Annotated in this window: 9 protein-coding genes; 4 read left to right on the top strand and 5 right to left on the bottom strand. The window is 70.3% G+C overall.

The window, feature by feature from the left end:
• Window positions 1-4 precede the first annotated feature (4 nt).
• Together NNZ72_RS05960 and NNZ72_RS05955 are read right to left on the bottom strand one after the other, a co-directional pair.
• Window positions 5-1,399 carry an aminotransferase class I/II-fold pyridoxal phosphate-dependent enzyme gene (locus NNZ72_RS05960; RefSeq protein WP_257314016.1) on the bottom strand — a complete coding sequence of 465 codons (1,395 nt, stop codon included), beginning with the start codon at window positions 1,397-1,399 and terminating at the stop codon, window positions 5-7.
• Window positions 1,396-8,790, bottom strand: coding sequence for a type I polyketide synthase (locus NNZ72_RS05955; RefSeq protein ID WP_257314229.1), 7,395 nt, complete (start codon window positions 8,788-8,790; stop codon window positions 1,396-1,398). The genes NNZ72_RS05960 and NNZ72_RS05955 overlap by 4 nt, the downstream gene beginning before the upstream one ends.
• A gap of 432 nt (window positions 8,791-9,222) precedes the next feature.
• On the opposite strand from NNZ72_RS05955, the gene NNZ72_RS05950 reads away from it, so the two are divergent.
• Both NNZ72_RS05950 and NNZ72_RS05945 read left to right on the top strand, forming a co-directional pair.
• Window positions 9,223-10,791, top strand: coding sequence for an LTA synthase family protein (locus NNZ72_RS05950; RefSeq protein ID WP_257314013.1), 1,569 nt, complete (start codon window positions 9,223-9,225; stop codon window positions 10,789-10,791).
• Window positions 10,788-12,014 (top strand): capsule polysaccharide biogenesis protein, encoded by a 1,227-nt coding sequence (locus NNZ72_RS05945; RefSeq protein ID WP_257314012.1) that lies wholly within the window; start codon window positions 10,788-10,790, stop codon window positions 12,012-12,014. The genes NNZ72_RS05950 and NNZ72_RS05945 overlap by 4 nt, the downstream gene beginning before the upstream one ends.
• A gap of 6 nt (window positions 12,015-12,020) precedes the next feature.
• Here the strand turns inward: NNZ72_RS05945 and NNZ72_RS05940 are convergent, their stop codons facing one another.
• The gene (locus NNZ72_RS05940) at window positions 12,021-12,554 is read right to left on the bottom strand and encodes a Pycsar system effector family protein (RefSeq protein WP_257314009.1); all 534 of its coding nucleotides are present in this window, start codon (window positions 12,552-12,554) and stop codon (window positions 12,021-12,023) included.
• Between the two features lie 302 nt (window positions 12,555-12,856).
• Here NNZ72_RS05940 and NNZ72_RS05935 point away from each other — a divergent pair, with 302 nt between their 5' ends.
• Window positions 12,857-14,833 carry a CHASE2 domain-containing protein gene (locus NNZ72_RS05935; RefSeq protein ID WP_371747724.1) on the top strand — a complete coding sequence of 659 codons (1,977 nt, stop codon included), beginning with the start codon at window positions 12,857-12,859 and terminating at the stop codon, window positions 14,831-14,833.
• A 6-nt stretch (window positions 14,834-14,839) separates the two neighbouring features.
• On the opposite strand, the gene hutC is transcribed toward NNZ72_RS05935, so the two are convergent.
• Window positions 14,840-15,586 carry a histidine utilization transcriptional repressor HutC gene (gene hutC, locus NNZ72_RS05930; RefSeq protein ID WP_257314007.1) on the bottom strand — a complete coding sequence of 249 codons (747 nt, stop codon included), beginning with the start codon at window positions 15,584-15,586 and terminating at the stop codon, window positions 14,840-14,842.
• Between the two features lie 81 nt (window positions 15,587-15,667).
• A complete protein-coding gene (locus NNZ72_RS05925; RefSeq protein WP_257314005.1) occupies window positions 15,668-17,017 on the bottom strand; it encodes a formimidoylglutamate deiminase in 1,350 nt (449 codons plus the stop codon).
• A gap of 94 nt (window positions 17,018-17,111) precedes the next feature.
• Here NNZ72_RS05925 and hutI point away from each other — a divergent pair, with 94 nt between their 5' ends.
• Entirely contained in the window at window positions 17,112-18,335 is a 1,224-nt protein-coding gene (gene hutI, locus NNZ72_RS05920) for an imidazolonepropionase (protein ID WP_257314003.1), read from the top strand.
• The last annotated feature ends 1 nt before the right edge of the window (window position 18,336 follow it).

The raw sequence follows: 18,336 nt of genomic DNA, 5'->3' as shown, positions 1-18,336 counted from the left end.
CCGCTCACATGCTCGAAAGAAGCTTGGCGATCTGTTCGCGATCGACCGAGGCGAGGCCGAAATTCTGCTTTTCCAGCGCGTGCAGGATGTCGGCGGTGTGGCGCACGGCCGTACGGATCTGCTCTTCCGTGTGCTCGCTGGTGATGAAGAAGCGCAGCCGCGCCTGCCCTTCCGGCACGGCCGGATGGATGATCGGCAGCACGTTGACGCCGGCCTCCAGCAGGTCGTTGGAGAGGCGCACGGCCCGGAGCGAATCGCCGACGAGGACCGGCACGACCGAATGGCCTTCGCTCAGCCCGGTATCGAGGCCCTCGGCCTTGGCGAGATCGCGGAACAGCCGGCCGTTCGCGCCGAGGCGGGCGACGCGCTCGGGCTCGGCGGCAAGCAGGTCAAGGCTCGCGGTGGCACCCGCGGCGAGCGCCGGCGCCAGGCCGACCGAATAGATGAAGCCGCCGGAGGAGCCCTTCAGCACCGTCGCCAGCGCCGCACTTCCGGCGACATAGCCGCCGCAGCTCGACGTGGTCTTGGAGAGCGTGCCCATCCAGATGTCGACCTCGTTCGGGTCGATGCCGAAATATTCGTGGGTGCCGCGGCCGGTCTTGCCCAGCACGCCGAGCGCATGGGCCTCGTCCACCATCAGCCAGAAGCCGTAGCGGCGGCGCAGCTCCACGAGGCGCGGCAGGTCGGCGACGTCGCCGTCCATCGAATAGACGCCCTCGGCGATGACGAGGATACGGCGGAACTTCCCGGTGAAGCCGGCGAGCAGCTCCTCCAGGTGGTCCATGTCGTTGTGGCGGAAGAAGCGCCGCGCCGCGCCCGAGAGCTTTATGCCGGCGAGCGCGCTGTTGTGCATCAGCTCGTCGTGGATGACGAGGTCTTCCGGGCCGAGCAGCGTGCCGATCACCGTCACGTTGGTGAGGTAGCCGCTGACGAAGACGACCGCGGCCTCCACACCGTAGAATTCGGCGAGACGCTCTTCGAGAATGCCGTGCACCGGCCGCTCGCCGGCGACGAGCCGGCTCGCCGAGGCGGAGACGCCGTAGCGCGCCAGCGCCTCGGCGACGCGGGCGTGCACCGCCGGATGGCGGTTCGTGCCGAGATAGTCGTAGGAGGCGAAGTTGATGAGGTTGCGCCCGTCGATCTCCGTCACCGCGCCCGCGCCGACGTCGTGGGTGCGGTAGAACGGATTGGCGATGCCGACGAGCTGGCTCGCCAGCTCCTGCATGCGGACCTGCTTGTATTCGGGCAGGTCCTCGAAGCGGGGCACGGGCCGCTCGGCCGGGCCGACGGCAATGCCGGCACGGCCTTCGGCAGGCGCGATGCCGCGCATTTTTTGCAGCAACGCTTCCTTGCGGCCGCGCGCCATGCGGGCTGCTGACGTCTCTTCCATGTCTGTCATCGTGCGCCGGACGTCCTCGAAGCGGAACCCATGTGCTGCTCGGCGAGCGCCTCGACCTCGCCGAGATCGCCGTCATCCTGCTCCTCGCCGCCGGATCTGGCAACCTTCTCGTAGAGCTTGCGCACGACATGCTCGATCGTCGTCGTCTCGCCGACGCTGGTCAGCGGGATGTCGAAGCCGGTCTTCTCCTTGAAGCCGAGGCCGAGCTCGACGGCCATGAGGCTGTCGAGGCCGACGTCCTTGAGAATCTTGTCGCGCGAAAGCGTGTCGACCGGAACGCGCAGGATCGCCGCCATCTCGGAGGCGACGAGCTGGTAGAGCGCGGAAAGCGCCTCGCCCTCGTTCTTGTCGGCGACGAGCGCCACGAGGTCGACGGTCTCGCCGCCGCTCGCCCCGCCGGCCGCGCCGGCCTGGCGCAAGAGCACCTCGAAGAGCGGCGTGCCGACGACCGCGAGGTTGCGGGCGGACGCCCAGTCGATCGGCGAGCAGACGAAGACGCCCGCCTCCACCGTGCCCGGATCGGCGCGCATGTGCGCCTCGACCATGGCGAGTGCGGTCGCCGCCTTCATCGCCGTGTTGCCGATGCGGCGTGCGAGCAGCTCGTTGACGTCGTCGTTGCGCGAGAGGTAGCCCTTGTCGGAGATCGCACCGAAGGCGACGGCGAGCGCCGGCAGCCCCTCGGCCCGGCGCCGGCGGGCAAGGCCTTCGAGATAGCCGTTCGCCGCGACGTAGTTGCCCTGGCCGGGGTTGCCGACCAGCGTCGTCGCCGAGGAGAACAGCAGGAAGTAGTCGAGCCTGTCGCGGCGCGTCGCCCTGTCGATCAGGTCCGCACCGCGGGCCTTGACGTCGATGACCTTGCGGAAGCGCTCTTCCGTCAGGTTCGGCAGCAGCGCGTCGTCGAGCACCATCGCCGCATGGACGACGCCGGCGATCGGCGCCTCCTTGCGCAGGCCGGCAAGCAGCGCGTCGAGCGACTTTGCGTCGGTGACGTCGCAGGCATGCAGGCTCGCGACCGCGCCGAGGGCCTTCCAGCGCTCGACGGCGGCGAGCGTCTCCTCGTCCGCGGTGCCGCGGCGGGTGACGAGCGCCAGGTGCTTCGCCCCGCGCGCGACCAGCCAGTCGGCGGCGGCAAGGCCGAAGCCGCCGATGCCGCCGACGACGACGTGGACGCCCTTGGGCGAGAAGGAAAGCGGCGCGCCCGCGCCGCGCTCGACCGCGTCGCGGCCGGCCTTCGGCGGCAGCAGCACGATCTTGCCGATATGGCCGGCATTCTGCATCAGGCGGAAGGCATCGGCGATCTCGTCATGGTCGAAGGCGCGGTAGGGCAGCGCGCGAAGCTCGCCCCTGGCGAAGAGCTCGCCCAGCGCCTCGAAGATCGAGCGGGTGAGCTCCGGTGCGTGCAGCGGCAGCTGGTCGGCGTCGATGCCGAAATAGCTGACGTTGCGGCGGAACGGACGCAGCCCGATCTTGCGGTCGGCGTAGTAGTCGCGCTTGCCGAGTTCGAGGAAGCGGCCGAACGGTTTTACCAGCTCGATGCTGCGCTCCATCGCATCGGAGAACAGCGAGTTGAGCACCAGGTCGACGCCCGCGCCGCCGGTCGCCTCCTTCACGTCCGCCACGAAGGAGAGCGAACGGGAATCGAAGACGTGGTCGACGCCGAGGGCGCGGAGGTAGCGCCGCTTCTCGGAGCTGCCGGCCGTGGCGAAGACCTTCAGGCCGAGCGAACGGGCGATCTGGATCGCCGCGAGCCCGACGCCGCCGGCCGCACCGTGGACGAGGATCGTCTCGCCCTTGCGGGCGCGGCCGAGCTCGACGATGGCGTACCAGGCCGTGAGGAAGGTCACGGGCACGGTCGCTGCGGCGACGGCGTCCAGTTCCTTTGGTACCCTGGCGAGGCCGGCGCGCTGGACGACGGTGTGCGTCGAGAAGGCGGCGGGGCCGATGCCCATCACCGTGTCGCCGACCGCAAGACCGTCGACGCCGGCGCCGAGCGCGGTCACGCGGCCGGAGAATTCCATGCCGATGGTGGCGCCGGCGAAGCCGTCCTCCAGCGCCTCTTCCGGCAGCAGGCCCATCGCCCACATCACGTCGCGGAAGTTGAGGCCCGCGGCTGCGACCTCGACGACGACGTCGCCGGGGCCGGGCTCGGGCACGTCGACCGCTTCCCAGTAGAGGCTGTCGACGCGCGACTGGGTGCGCTGGCGCACCGTGGCGGCGGCGAAATCGTGCGTGGTGGCCGAGGTGCGGTCGATCGGACCGCCGACGGCGCGCAAGGCTTCCGCCGCGACGGCGCCGGGCAGGATGCGCCATTCGCGCTCGGCGCTCCTGGCGCTGAGGACGGAGAGCGCGACCGGCCAGTCGGCCGGCTGCGCGTCGACCAGATGGACGTCGACGCCGCTGAACTCGTTGGCGAGCACGCGGGCGAAGGTCCACAGGCCCGTCGCCAGCGGATCGGCGACCGCGGCACCGGTGACGGCGGGGGCGCCGCCGGGAAGCATGAGCAGCAGCACAGGCTTCACCTTGCCGTTGCCGCGCGCCTGCAGCGCGCCGGCGAAGCGGGCGAGCGCATTGGCCTCGCGGGCGAGCGTGCCGCTCGCGTCGGCGTCGCCGCCGGTGAGCGCATAGACATAGGCGCCCGTCGTCGTGCCGTCCGCGGCGAGCGCATCGAGCGCGGCGTCGAGATCGGCTTCCGGCTGGTGCAGCGCAAGCTGTGCTGCCGGTTCGGGCAGGCCCTTCGCCTCGCCGAGGAGGACATAGGCCGGCGCGGCCGCCTCCGCCCTGTCGGCGGCGGCGGAAGGTGCGGCGGCCTCGATCAGAAGCAGGCCGCCATAGGCGCCGTCCACCGGCTGGATGCGGAAGGCCTGGCCTGCAAGCGGCGCGAGGCGTTCCTTCCAGTCGGCCTCCGTGGCGAGCCGGCCGTAGCGGAACTCGTCGCTCAGCCCGCCTGCGAACCAGTTGGCGCTGAGGCCGAAGAAGAAGTCGTAGAGCGAGGACGGCGCGGTCTCGGCGGCAATCACGTGCACGCCCTTGCCGACCGCCTCGGCGAAGGCCGAAGCCAGCGCCTCGTCGGTCGTCAGCATCGCGTTCAGCCGGTCGCAGGAACTGACGATCAGGTCCGCATGGACGAGGGCCGCCGGGGATTTCTCCACGCCGACGCGGGCGCTGCCCTCGAACAGCACCTCCATCGCCCGGCGCAGGTCGTCCGCGGGCTCGACGATGTCGAGCCGGCCGCCGACGCCGGCGACCATGTCGGCGAGCCGCAGGCTGAAGCCGGCCGAGGACGCGCCGATCTGCGCGATCGACACCGCCCCGCCCTTCGCCGCGATCGCCTTCTCGGCGGCGGCGAGCACGATCTCGCCGCGCTCGCGCGCCTGCGGCGAATGCAGCAGGAAAGCCTGGCTCGTGGTCTTGCCGGGCAGTTCCGGCGCCTCGCCGGCGCCGCCCGCCTTCAGCCGCCCGATATGGGCGAGCGCGCCGTCGCGGATGTCGGCGAGCATGACGGCCTCCGCGCCGCGGTCGGGCCGCTCGGCGAGGAATTCCGACAGGACCTCGCCCGCCTCCGGCAGGTCGACGTCGCGGGAGAGAATCCAGGCGCCGGCCTCCTGGCTGGCAAGGCCCGCGTCCTCCAGAACGTGGAAGGCGTTGGCAAGGAAGGCGCGGAAATCGCGGTCGCCCGGCAGGCTGCCGACGGCGACGCGGCCGGCGGCATCGGTGACGCGCATCGCGATGTCGTAACAGGCGCGGTAGACGGCCGCGCTCATCAGCAGCGAGGCGTCCTCGAGCGGCCGTTCGGCCGGGGCGTCGAGCAGGAAGGCCGGCGTCGCGCCGTCGCCTGGCGCCGCGACGAGGCCCGGAACGGGCAGCGCCTCGTAGTGATAGGCGAGCGAGGCGAGCGACTGGTGCTGGCGCAGCCAGGTGCGGCGGAAGCGGCAGTCCTCCAGGAGGAGCACCGGCTCGCCGTCCTTGGCTTCCATTAGGAAGCGCGCCTTGATCGAATAGGGGCTGACGCGCTCCACCTCGATGCGCGCGCGCGTCGCCGGCTTGCCGGCGGAAAGCACCGACACCGAGCCGAAATGGACTGGGATGTAGGGCGCACCCTCGGCATCGCCGGAAAGCTTGTCGAACAGGCCGACGAGGCCGTGGAAGGCCGCGTCGAGCACCATGGGGTTCAATCCCCAGGAGAGCATCGGATGGGCCGGGTTGACGGGCCTGGCGAGATCCACGTCGATGCGGGCGCCGCCGTCCGTCACCGCGCGCTCGGCCAGCCGGAAGGCCGGGCCGTAGTCGAGGCCGAAGGAGGAGGCGATGCGGTAGATCTGCTCCTTGGAGACTTCCTGCGCGGCGGCGCGCGGGATCGCCGCAAGCGCGCCCGGCCGCGTGCCCGGCATCACCTTCTGGCAGCGGCAGACCGCGTGCACGGTCCAGTCGTCGGTGGAAAGCCGCTCGCGCGAGCGGATCTCGATGGTGCCGGTCTCGCGCGAGATGACGCTCGAGAGCTCCACCATGCGCATGTCGAGTTCGAGGGGACGCAGGAGCTCGACATTGGTGAGCTGCACGTCGTCGCTGCCGAGCGCCTCGCGGGCGACCTGCAGGGCGACCTCGACGAAGCCGGCGCCCGGCATGATCGAGCGGCCGTCGACCACATGCTCGGCGAGGTCGGGGAAGAGCCGCGCGTCGATGTGGTTCTTCCAGGACGAGCCGTTCGGGTCCGCCCGCCAGCCGGCGAGCGAGTAGGAGGCCGCGTTGCGGCCGAAGAGGTCGTAGGTATCGCTCGTCGGCGCGCTCGCCATCGATTCGAGCTCGTAGGGAACGACCGGCAGGTCGACGCCCGCCTCGCGCACCGCGCGCGGCAGGGCGGCGCCGTGGGCGATCGCCCGCATGATGCAGCGGCTGACCGGGTCCTGGCCTTCCTTCTCGTCTTCCTTGCCGAGCGTGGAGATGATCTGCGCCGAGGCGCCGGCGACCTTCACCGCGTCCTTGAGGTAGTTGGTGAGGATCGCCCGCGGCGATATCTCAACGAGCAGGTTGCAGCCCGCCGCCATGGCGCGGGCCATGCCCTGCATGAAGTGCACCGGCTCGCGCACGTTGCGCCACCAGTAGGCGGCGTCGAGCTTGACGCCGTCGATGACGTCGCCGGTGACGGTGGAGATGAAGTCGTATTCGGCCTCGCGCGGCGAGAGCGCCGGCAGCGTCTTCAGGAATTCCTCCTTCGCCTCGTCGATCAGCGGGTGGTGGAACGGATAGTCGATGTCGAGCGGCTGGACGGCGATCTTCTGGCGCCGGGCGAGCGTGCGCATGGCGGCGATCTTGTCGCCGGGGCCGGAGATGGTGATCGAGTTCGAGGCGTTGACGGCGCCGACCGTCAGGTCGTCGAAACCGTTGCGGCGCAGGAACTCCAGTGCCGTCTCCTCGCTGCAGAGCGCCGCGGCCATCGTGCCCCTGCCCTGCGTGACATGCTGGCAGCGCGAGCGGACGGCCACGACCGCCACCGCATCGACCAGCGACAGCGCGCCGGCGATATGGGCGGCGGCGACCTCGCCGATCGAATGGCCGAGCACGGCGGCCGGCTTGATGCCGGCGCCGATCAGGCATTGGGCGAGCGCGACCTGGATCGAGAACAGCAGCGGCTGGGCGACGCGCGTATCGGAAAGCCGTTCCTCCAGCGCCGGATCGGTCAGGAGCGTCGACAGGCGCTCGTCGAGATGGGCCTCGAACAGCGCGCTGATGGCGGTCAGGTGACGGCGGAAGCTGTCGTTGCTGCGGAAGGCCTCGACGCCCATGCCGGCCCATTGCGCGCCGTTGCCGGCGAAGACGAAGGCTACCTTGGGATCGGCCGCCGGCGCCTCGCCGACGAGGCCGCGCGACTGGTTGCGCTGGGCGAAATGCTGGTCGATCACCGCCGCCACGTCGCGGGCGCTGCGGCCCTCGCAGACGAAGCGGTGGCGCATCGGCGTGCGGCCGGCGGCCGCTGCCGCGACGATCGCGTCGCCCTTCGCCGCATCGGTGCCGCCGATCGTCCGGCGGTAGTCGTCGAGCAGCCGCTCCAGCGCCGTCTCCGTATGCGCGCTCACCATGAAATAGCCGCCGGAAGAAGCAGCGGCGGGGGCAGCCTGGCGCGGCGAGGGATCGGAGATCACGACGTGGACGTTCGTGCCGCCGAAGCCGAAGGAGTTGATGCCGGCAAGGCGCGGACGGTGGCCGCGCAAGAGTTCCAGCGCGGTCGACGTCACCCGCACGTTGAGGGCGGAGAAGTCGATCGTCTCGTTCGGCCTGTCGAAGAAGAGCGACGCCGGCAGGTAGTCGTTCTCCAGCGCCATCACGGCCTTGACGAGGCCGAAGAGGCCGGAGGCGGGCTCGGTGTGGCCGATGTTCGTCTTGATCGAGCCGAGCGGCACGGGGGCGTGGCGGCGGCTGCCGACCACCTGGCCGATCGCCCAGACCTCCGCCGGGTCGCCGACCTTGGTGCCCGTCCCGTGGCCCTCGATGAAGGCGATGTGATTCGGGTCGAGCGCGGGGTCCGAATAGATCTCGGAGAGAAGGCGCGCCTGCGCCTCCTGGGAGGGCAGCGAGATGCCGTTGGTGCGGCCGGCGGAGTTGACGCCGGAGGCGACGATGCGCGCATGGCTGCGGTCGCCGTTCGCCGTGGCGCGGTCGCTGCGGCGAAGGACGACGGTGACGGCGCCCTCGGCGCGCACGTAGCCGGACGCGTCGTCGTCATAGGCGCGGCAGCGGCCTTCCGGCGAGAGCATGCGCGCCTGGGCGAAGCCGACGAAGGGCAGCGGATGGCTGAGCAGGTTGACGCCGCCGACGATCGCCGTGTCGATCTCGCCGCGGTTGAGCGCGCGCACCGCCTGGTCGAGCGCGACCAGCGAGGACGAGCAGGCCGTGTCGATGGTGAGGCTGGGCCCGGAGAGCGCGAAGATGTGCGAGATGCGGTTGGCGACGATCGACAGCGTGTTGCCCGTCATGAAGTACGGGCCGCCGCCGGCCGGGTCCTCGGCCGACAGGTTGGCGCTGTCGAGGCTGGAGGCGCCGATATAGACGCCGACCGTCTCGCCGCGCAGGTCCGACAGCGGCAGGTTCGCGTCTTCCAGCGCGCGCCACGTCACCGAGAGCAGCAGGCGCTGCTGCGGGTCCATCGCCATCGCCTCGCGCCGCGACAGGCCGAAGATGCGCGGATCGAAGGAATCGATATCGTCGACGATGCCGGCGGCAAAGGTGTAGGTCTTGCCGGCGACGCCGGGATTGGGGTGCCAGAAGCGCGCCCTGTCCCAGCGTTCCGCTGGGACCTCCGTGACGGTGCACTCCCCCCTGCACAGAACGTCGAAAAGCTCCGACGCCGAGGCGGCACCGGGAGCAATGGCAGCATATCCAATAATTTCAACCGTCATAGGCACCAAACACTTATGTCGCCTCCGCCGTCCCCGACCACGGGCTTCCCCTTCCGGGGACCGCGGTCTGGTAATGAGACGTCCTAGCGGCAGGCTTTATTTCATATCCAACTGTTGGGAATACAGGATGGAAATCAGCCGTGGCAAGTAAAAAGGCCTTACCGTGCGTTTCCAAACGTGTCGCGACAACGCTGACGCGATCAAAGCCCGCCTTTCGGGAGGAGCCGGCAGGCGAAGATCGATTGATTTTCCCGCGCACTTTCCGATAAAAGGCGGACCTCTGCTTGCGGGTGCGGGCCCGCGGACACCGATAGAGTCACGGTTCGTCGCCGATCAGTAGACGGTCGTACCGGCCGAATTCCGCGTCCCGGTCGTTGAGAAGGAAGCACGCCCATCCTCCGATCCCTGTACCTCGTCGCCGACAACGGCTGGTTGCTAACGGTCTTCGGCTATGTCTGGGCCTGCATCGTCGTCTACCTGACGGACGGTTTCGCCCTGCCGCGGTCGGTCGCCCGCAAGCACCGCATGCAGCGCCGGCGCCGCAGGGTGGTGGTCGACCATCTGGCGCGGCTGCCGGTGATCGCCCTCGTCTATGCCGGCTTCTTCGCCATCTCCTGGCGGCCGATCTACGCCGCGCAGGGCACGATGAGCTTCTTCATCATCTTCACGGGGATTTCGCGCGCGAAGTTCACCTTCATCCGCGAGCCGCTGGTGTTCTCCGACATCGCGCTGGTCGTCGACGTGTTCAAATACAAGACGATCTTCTACGCCACCAAGCTCAACATCGTCTTCTGGGTGGTGGCCTGTTCCTACGTCTTCGGCGCCTCGGGCCTCTATTTCTATTTCGAGCCGCACGTGCTGCCGGCGAGCAACCGGCCCGCCTGGATCCTGCTCGGCCTCGTCGTCGCCTTCGGTCCCTGGGTGCTGATCTTCCTCAAGCCGGTCAACACCCGGCTGGTGCGGCTCAGCGAGATGCTGCTGCGCACGCTCGACGTCCGGGTGAACACGATCCGCTTCGGAACCTTCACCTCCGTCGTCTTCTATTTCATCATCTGGCTCGGCAAGAAGCGCGAGGTGATTCTCGCCGAGCTCAGGGCGACGATCCAGCAGGCCTTCCACGAGCTCGGCGAGGCGACGGGGCTCGGCCATCCGGAAGGCGCGCCGCTCGTCATCGTCTGGCAGTCGGAATCCTTCCTCGATCTGCGGCATTTCGGCGTGACCGGCCTCAGCCTCCCGCAGCTCGACCGGGCGAAGGCGCTCGCCGCCCAGGCGGGACGCATGACCAGCGTCTTCGAGGGCGGCTACACGCTGCGCACGGAATTCGCGGTGCTGAGCGGCCTGCAACCCGAGGACGCCCATGTCGACGCCAGCTATCCCTACCTGCGCGCCGCCCACTATGCCGACGTCGTCTGGCCGATGCAGCTCAAGCGCTCGGGCTGGCTCACCCATTTCATCCATCCCTACGACAAGTCGTTCTTCTACCGCGACCGGGCGCTGCCGGCGCTGGGCTTCGACCACATGACGATGCTCGACGCCTTCACCCACGATCCGCGCACGGACGGCCCCTATGTCTCCGACCGCACGCTCACCGACAAGGTCATCGGCACCATCGACGACATGGACGAGGAGAAGCCCGCCTTCGTCTTCGTCGCCTCGATGGCCAATCACGGGCCCTGGGAAGCGGGGCGCTGCGGAACGCTCACCGATCCGGTCGAGATCTATTGCGAGATGCTGCGCAAGGCGGACGCCGCGCTCGGCCATCTCGTCGCCTATCTCGAAAAGCTCGACCGGCCGGTCTGGCTCGTCTTCTACGGCGACCATGCGCCGCTCCTGAAATCCTTTGCCGACCCCTTCCCCGACCCGCGCACGGACTACGTCATCGTCCCGCTCGCCGCCGCGCGCAAGGAGCACGCCGCCCCGCCGGTCGAGAAGGAGGAGGCGCCCTGGAACCTGCTCGCCACGGTCTTCTCCAAGGCCGACCTCCGCCGGAGCGAATCATGAGCGAGACCGCCAGCCGGCGGGTTTTCCTGTTCCTCCAGGGTCCCTCCTCGCCGCTCTTCGCCAAATGCGCCGACCGGCTGGAGCGGGCCGGCCACCGGGCGCTACGCATCAACCTCAACATGGGCGATCGGATCTTCTGGCGCCGCCGCGGCGGGCACGACTATCGCGGCCGGCGCGAGGCCTGGCCGGCCTTCGTCGGCGCCTTCCTCGACAGGCACGGCGTCACCGACCTCATCCTGCTCGGCGAGGAGCGCCCCTACCACAAGGCCGCCGTCGCCGAGGCGAGGACGCGCGGCATCCCGGTCTACGTGATCGAGATGGGGTATCTTCGCCCCGACTGGGTGACCTTCGAGCGCGACGGCATGTCGTCCAACTCGCATTTCCCGCGCGATCCCGCCCGCATCCTCGCAGAGGCCGAGGGCCTGCCCGAACCGGACTGGACCGGCCGCCATCGCCAGACTTTTCGCGCGGAGGCGGGCTACGACCTGCTCTACAACCTGCCGAACGTCTTCCTCTGGTTCCTCTATCCGCACTACCGCCGCCACGCGCTGTTCCATCCGCTCGCCGAATATGCCGGCTGGCTGCGCAAGCTCGCGGGCCAGCGCCGGTCGCGCGCGCGCGCCGAGGAGGCCGTCCGGCAGCTGATCGACAGCGCCAGGCCCTACTTCGTCTATCCGCTGCAATTGCAGACCGACTACCAGCTCCGCGCCCACTCGCCCTTCGCGAACCAGCAGGAGGCGATCTCGCTGGTGCTCTCCTCCTTCGCCCGCCACGCGCCGGCGGACCGGCAGCTCCTCGTCAAGATCCATCCGCTCGACAACGGGCTGATCGACTGGGCGGGCTTCGTCGGAAGGACTGCCGCCGGCCTCGGCATCGCCGGGCGGGTGCAGGTGATCGACGGCGGCAACCTCGACCGGCTCGCCGCCCATTCGCTCGGCATGGTGACGGTGAATTCGACGGCCTCGATCTCCGTCTTCCGCCGCGGCAAGCCGGTGAAGACGCTGGGCTCGGCCGTGTTCGACGCGCCGGGACTGAGCTATCCCGGCCCGCTCGACGCCTTCTGGGAGAGGCCGACGCCGCCCGATCCCGCCCTCGTCGACGCCTTCTTCCGGCTGATGGCGGCAAAATACCAGGTGCGCGGCAACTTCTATTCCGCCTCCGGCACGGACGCGGCGGCCGACGCCATCGCCGAGCGGCTCGTCGCCGGCGGCCCCTGGCACTGATTGCTCTCAGCGCACGGCAAGCAGCCCGACATAGGCGACGACCGTGAGAAGCAGCCCGCGGAAGGCGAAGCCGACGAAGCGGTACTTCTCTTGCGCGATGGTCGCCATGGCGTCGGCGTTCTGCATGTACTGCTCGAAGAGATAGTCGACGTCGCGCTCGGCGGCCGCCTTGCGGAAGGCCTCGCGCCGGTGCGGCCAGGCGCCCCAGAACAGCGAGGTGGCGTTGTCCACCCGGCGCGGCAGGACGACGAGGATCGCCGAGACGACGGAGAAGACCAGCGCGAAGGCGAGCAGGCCGGAGAAGAATGCCACCGGCAGGCTGCCTTCTGCATAGCGCGCCGCGGTGAACACCGCCCGGCTTTCCGTCGAGGTGACGAGCAGGGCGAGCATGAAGGTGAAGATATAGGCGGCCTTCTGGTCGGAGAGCTTCACCTGGTCGTAGAAGATGTCGTTGACGCGGCGGATGTGGTCGAAATGCTCCTGCGCCACGCGGCCGCCCTCCGCCGTCGCCGGTTCGATCAGGGTACGACGTTCGCCCATGGCCTGCTCCCCACGTTTCTCCGGCCCAAGCTGATAGCCGAGCCCGCCCGGAAAGCAAACGGGGCCGTCGCATATCGCACAGGGAGTGCGACGCCACCGTTCCCCTTCTCCCCCATCGGGGAGAAGGTGGCTCGAAGGGCCGGATGAGGGGGCGCCGCCGTGTTTACATCTGCGGTGTGCCCCTCATCCCGCTGCCGCGACCTTCCCATCGGGGAGAAGGAGGTAAGAGGCACCCAATAATGTCACGGGCAGTCGCCTTGCGGACGACGGGCGCTTGACTTTTTCGAGGCGATGACGCGTGCATGGCGGCCATGCCGATCCCGTTTCCGAGCCTTCGCCTTGCCCGCCGTTGGTCGCGCCGCAGCCGGCGGCTGGCGCTGCTGACGGCCGTCGTCGCCGGCCTCGTCACCCTGCTCGGGCAGCTTCCGGCCTGGATGCTCGCCGACCTGCGTGCCTTCGACTATCTCTCGACGCTCGACGACCCGCGCCCGCCGGCGGGCGGCCCGGTCATCGTCGCCATCGACGAGCCGTCGCTCGCCGACATCAACGCGCAATGGCCCTGGCCGCGCGAGATCCATGCCCGCCTTGTCGAAAGCCTGCGCCGGGCGGGGGCGTCCGCGATCGGCCTCGACATCATCTTCTCCGAGCCCTCCGATCCGGCCTCCGACGCCGCCCTTGCCGCGGCCCTCGGCCCGGACGTGGTGCTCGCCGGCGACGAGAGCGTGATCGTCACCCCGCAGGCCGAGCAGGTGCTGCGCGCGACCCCGCTCCCCGCCTTCACGGCGACGGGGGCTGCGACCGGCATCGCCTCGATTTCGCTTGGCGGCGACGGCGTCTTCCGCGAGATCCCGCGCTACGAGGACGGCTTCGCGCTGACGCTCGCCCGCATCGCCGGCCACACGGTCGCAGCGCCCGGCGACCTGCTGCTGCAATCCTTCGGCCCCGCCCGCAGCTATCCGACCGTCTCCTACTACCAGGCGCTCGACCCGGAGGGGATGCTGCCGAAGGACATCTTCCGCGACCGCGTCGTCATCGTCGGCCTCAGCCTGCAGAACGCGCCCACCATCCGCTCCGGCGGCACGGACGCCTTCGCCACCTCCGACACGGTGCATACCGGCCGGCTGGTAGCCGGCGCGGAAATCCAGGCGGCGAGCTTCGACAACCTGACGACGGGCGCGGCGATCGCCCGGGCCGGCACGCCGCTTGCCGCCGCCGCGACCGCACTTGCCGCGCTGCTCTCCGCCGCCGCCGTGCGCCGGGCGACGCGCTGGCAGACGGCCGTGTTCTGCCTCCTCGTGCCGGCGCTGCTCGCCCTCCTGAGCTTCGCCCTGCTCCGGCAGGCCCATCTCTACGTGCCGCCGCTCGGGCCTGCGCTCGCCTTCCTCGTCGTCGCCGCCGGCCAGACGGCGCTCGACTATGCCGAGGAGCGGCGGCAGCGGCGCGAGATCGTGCGCGCCTTCTCGCAATACCTCTCGCCCGCGCTCGTCGAGCGGCTCGCCCGCGATCCCTCGCAGCTGAAGCTCGGCGGCGAGCGGCGCACGCTCTCCATCCTCTTCTGCGACGTGCGCGGCTTCACCACCATCGCCGAGACAATGAAGGACGATCCCGAGCAGCTGACGACGCTGATCAACCGCCTGCTGACGCCGCTCTCCGACATCGTGCTTAGCCACGGCGGCACCATCGACAAATATATCGGCGACTGCCTGATGGCCTTCTGGAACGCGCCGCTCGACGACGGCCGGCATGCCGCCCACGCCGTCGCCGCCGCGCTCGACATGCTGGACGCGATGACCGCGCTCAATGCGGAACTGGAGCGCGAGGCGGCCGCCGCCGGCACCGCCCATCACGCGCTGAGGATCGGCATCGGCATCAACACCGGCGACTGCGTCGTCGGCAACATGGGCTCCTCGCAGCGCTTCGACTACTCGGTGCTGGGCGACGCGGTCAACCTCGCCTCGCGCCTCGAGGGCGCCTCGAAGGCCTACGGCGTGCCGCTGCTGATCGGCGAGCGCACGGCGACGCTCGCGGCCGCGGATTTCGCCGTGCTCGAGCTCGACCGCATCACCGTCAAGGGCCGCACGAGCGCCGCGCCGGTCTTCACCGCGCTGCGCACCGCGCCGGAGGCGGCGAAGGCGGAGCATGCCCGCTTCGTCGCCGACAGGTACGCCGGCGCGCTCACCGCCGAGGACCCGGCCTTCGACCGGCTCGCCGAGGCGCTTCCGGGCCTCGGCCCCTACTACGAGACCGTGCGGGCGGCGCAGTTCGCCGGCGGCGCCTGAGGCGCCTTACGCCTGGCGCGGATGGGACGGGGCGAATTCGGCGACGAGCTCGTGCCGCTCGCCCGGATAGGTGAGCCTGGCATGGGTGACATAGGCGCCGCCGCTCCAGGTGCGCCGCTCCACCACGAGGCAGGCCGTGCCGGGCGAGATCGCCAGCAGATCGGCGACGCGCGCGTCGGCCCCGGCCGCGCGGATGCGGTGCTCAGCGGAACTCCACGGCACGCGGCCGAGCAGCCAGGCGCCGGGCGCGACGGCCTCGAAGCCCTCCTCAGCGGCCTCCGGCACGGCGGCGAGGTTGACGAGGCGCTCCTCCAGGCAGAAGGGCTGCGCACCGGCGTGATGCAGCGCCAGCACCTCCACCACCCGCGCCTTTTCCGACAGGTCCATCAGCCGCCGTTCCGCCGGCCGCGCCGCCCGCTCGGTGCGCGCGCGCCGCTCGTAGCGGTAGGGCAGGCCGAGCTGCTCGACCTCCAGGCGGATGTCGTGGATCTCCATGACCGCCGACTGCGCCTGCGGCCGGGTGACGTAGCTGCCGGATTTCCGCCGCCGCTCGATCAGCCCGCGCTTGACGAGCTCGCTCAGCGCCTTGTTCACCGTCATGCGGGAGCACTGGTACTGCCGGGTCAGCTCGTGCTCGAAGGGGATGCGGTGGCCGGGCGGCCACTCGCCGGAGAGGATCTTGCCCTCCACGGCCTCCAGGATGCGCCGGTGGAGCGAGGGTTCGGGCCGGGCGGCCTCGTCCGCGATGCTCATGGTCGGCCTCCATGCCCGCCGGACGCCCATTCGCCCGGCCGGACGTTCTTAGGCAAGCCGCGAGCCGCTTTCAATAGCGGCTCACGCGGCGTCGGCGAGACGGCGGAGGGTCTCGCCGAAGCGCCGGGCGATCGTTTCGCGGGCGACATGCCGGCCGCCCTGCACCTGCCTCAGGCCCGCGACCCAGACGCAATCCACGTCCGCACCGTTCGCGAAGATCCAGGCGTCGAGCAGCCCGTCGCCGGACGGCTCCCGGCCGTGGCGGGGCACGAGGCTGACGAAATCGGCGGCATGGCCCGCCGCAAGGCCGGCCTTCGCACCGAGGGCCGCGGCACCGCCGGCAAGCGCGCCGTCGAACAGCGCCCGGCCGGTCGAGCCGCCGGGTGCCGCCAGCACATTGCGGGCGCGCTCGGCGAGGCGCTGCGAATATTCGAGCTGGCGCAGCTCGTCGGCAAGGCCGACCAGCACGTTGGAATCGGAGCCGACGCCGAATCGCCCGCCCGCGGCGCGGAAGGCGGAAGCCGGGAAGATGCCGTCGCCGAGGTTCGCTTCGGTCACCGGGCAGAGGCCGGCGACCGCGCCTGCCGCCGCCATGCCGCGCATCTCGGCCTCGGTCATGTGGGTGGCGTGTATCAGGCACCAGCGGCCATCGACCGGCTGATTCTCCAGGAGCCATTCGACCGGGCGCCGGCCGGACCAGGCGCGGCAGTCCTCCACCTCCTTCACCTGCTCGGCGATGTGGATATGCAGCGGCCCCTCGCCCGCCAGCGCGACGGCGGCGGACAGTTCTTCCGGCGTCACCGCGCGCAGGCTGTGCGGCGCCACACCCGTGACACCGGCCGGCAGCGCCGCCGTCAGCGCCCGGCAGCGCTCGACGAGGGCCGCGAAGGAATGGGGATCGTTGACGAAGCGCCGCTGCCCCTCGCCCGGCGGCGTGCCGCCGAAGCCGGCATGGGCGTAGAGGACGGGAAGCAGCGTCAGCGCGATCCCCGTCTCGGCGGCGGCGGCTGCGATGCGCGCGGCCATCTCGCCGATATCCGCATAGGGCCGGCCGTCGCGGTCGTGATGCAGGTAATGGAACTCGCCGACCCGGGTGAAGCCCGCCTCCAGCATCTCGACATAGAGCTCAGCGGCGACCGCCTCCACGTCCTCCGGCGTCATCGTGAGCGCGAAGCGGTACATGACCGTGCGCCAGCTCCAGAAGGAATCCGCCCCCGGTCCGCGCGTCTCGGCGAGGCCCGCCATGCCGCGCTGGAAGGCGTGGCTGTGCAGGTTCGCCATGCCGGGCAGGAGATAGTCGTGCCGCTCGTCGCCCGGTGCTGCCGGCGCGTCGGTCTCCAGGGCGGCGATGCGGCCCGCCTCGACGGCGAGCCGGACGTTCCTCGCCCAGCCGTCCGGCAGAAGCGCGTTCCTCGCATGAATGACGGTCACGGCCTCGTCTCCCTTTTCCGGCCTCTCGCAAATGGGGCTTGCGTCTTCGACTATTATGTATATACATTATCTCCATCAGAGGGAAGAGGCAATCATGACGGAAGGCACCGCAGTCCGCGTCTGGCGAAACGCCCGGCTCGCCACGCTCGCCGAAGGCCTTCCCGGCCTCGGCATCGTCGAGAACGGCGCGATCGCCGTGGAGAACGGCCGCATCGCCCATGCCGGCCCGGAGGCCGACCTGCCGGCCATATTCGCCGGCGCCGAAAGCGTCGATTGCGGGGGCCGCTGGGTCACGCCCGGCCTGATCGACTGCCACACCCATCTCGTCCATGCCGGCGACCGCGCCCACGAGTTCGAGCTGCGGCTTGCCGGCGCCTCCTACGAGGAGATCGCGCGTGCCGGCGGCGGCATCGTCTCCTCCGTCAAGGCGCTGCGCGCGGCGGGCGAGGACGATCTGGTGCGGGAAACCCTGCCCCGGCTCGACGCGCTGATGGCCGAGGGCGTGACGACGATGGAGGTGAAGTCCGGCTACGGCCTCGATACCGCAAACGAGCTGAAATCGCTGCGCGCCGCCCGCCGCCTCGCGCGCGAGCGCGATGTCACCGTGCGCACCACCTTCCTCGGCGCGCACGCGCTGCCGCCGGAGATGGACGGCGACAAGGACGCCTATATCGACAGGGTGGCGGACGAGATGCTGCCGGCCGTCGCGGCGGAAAATCTCGCCGACGCCGTCGACGGCTTCTGCGAGGGCATCACCTTCTCGCCGGCGCAGATGAGAAAAGTCTTCGACGCCGCGAAGCGCTACGGCCTGCCGGTAAAACTCCACGCAGACCAGCTGTCCAACCTGCACGGCGCGGCGCTTGCCGCCTCCTACGGCGCGCTTTCCGCGGATCACCTCGAATATACCGACGAGGCAGGTGCACAGGCGATGGCCGCGGCCGGCACGGTGGCCGTCATCCTGCCGGGCGCCTTCTATTTCATCCGCGAGACGAGGAAGCCGCCGATCGACCTCTTCCGCCGGCACGGCGTGCGGATGGCGGTGGCGACCGACTGCAATCCGGGCACCTCGCCGCTCACCTCGCTGCTGCTGACGATGAACATGGCCGCCACGCTCTTCGGCATGACGGTGGAGGAATGCCTCGCCGGCACGACGCGCGAGGCCGCCCGCGCGCTCGGCCTCGCCGGCGAGATCGGGACGCTGGAAGCCGGCAAGCGCGCCGATTTCGTCCTCTGGGACATCGGCCGGCCGGCCGAACTGATCTACCGCATGGGCTTCAACCCCATGCACGCCCGCATCCGCGGCGGCAAACAGGCCTGAA

Origin of the sequence: Shinella pollutisoli, assembly GCF_024609765.1 — a bacterium.
Lineage (GTDB): Bacteria > Pseudomonadota > Alphaproteobacteria > Rhizobiales > Rhizobiaceae > Shinella > Shinella pollutisoli.
This window is presented reverse-complemented; position numbering and strand designations above follow the sequence as displayed.

Excerpts from the sequence above, each read along its gene's own strand:
- NNZ72_RS05955 (WP_257314229.1), bottom strand. The coding sequence starts at position 8,790 with ATGACGGTTGAAATTATTGGATATGCTGCCATTGCTCCCGGTGCCGCC.
- NNZ72_RS05935 (WP_371747724.1), top strand. The coding sequence starts at position 12,857 with ATGGCGGCCATGCCGATCCCGTTTCCGAGCCTTCGCCTTGCCCGCCGT.
- hutC (WP_257314007.1), bottom strand. The coding sequence starts at position 15,586 with ATGAGCATCGCGGACGAGGCCGCCCGGCCCGAACCCTCGCTCCACCGG.
- NNZ72_RS05960 (WP_257314016.1), bottom strand. The coding sequence starts at position 1,399 with ATGACAGACATGGAAGAGACGTCAGCAGCCCGCATGGCGCGCGGCCGC.
- NNZ72_RS05945 (WP_257314012.1), top strand. The coding sequence starts at position 10,788 with ATGAGCGAGACCGCCAGCCGGCGGGTTTTCCTGTTCCTCCAGGGTCCC.
- NNZ72_RS05940 (WP_257314009.1), bottom strand. The coding sequence starts at position 12,554 with ATGGGCGAACGTCGTACCCTGATCGAACCGGCGACGGCGGAGGGCGGC.
- hutI (WP_257314003.1), top strand. The coding sequence starts at position 17,112 with ATGACGGAAGGCACCGCAGTCCGCGTCTGGCGAAACGCCCGGCTCGCC.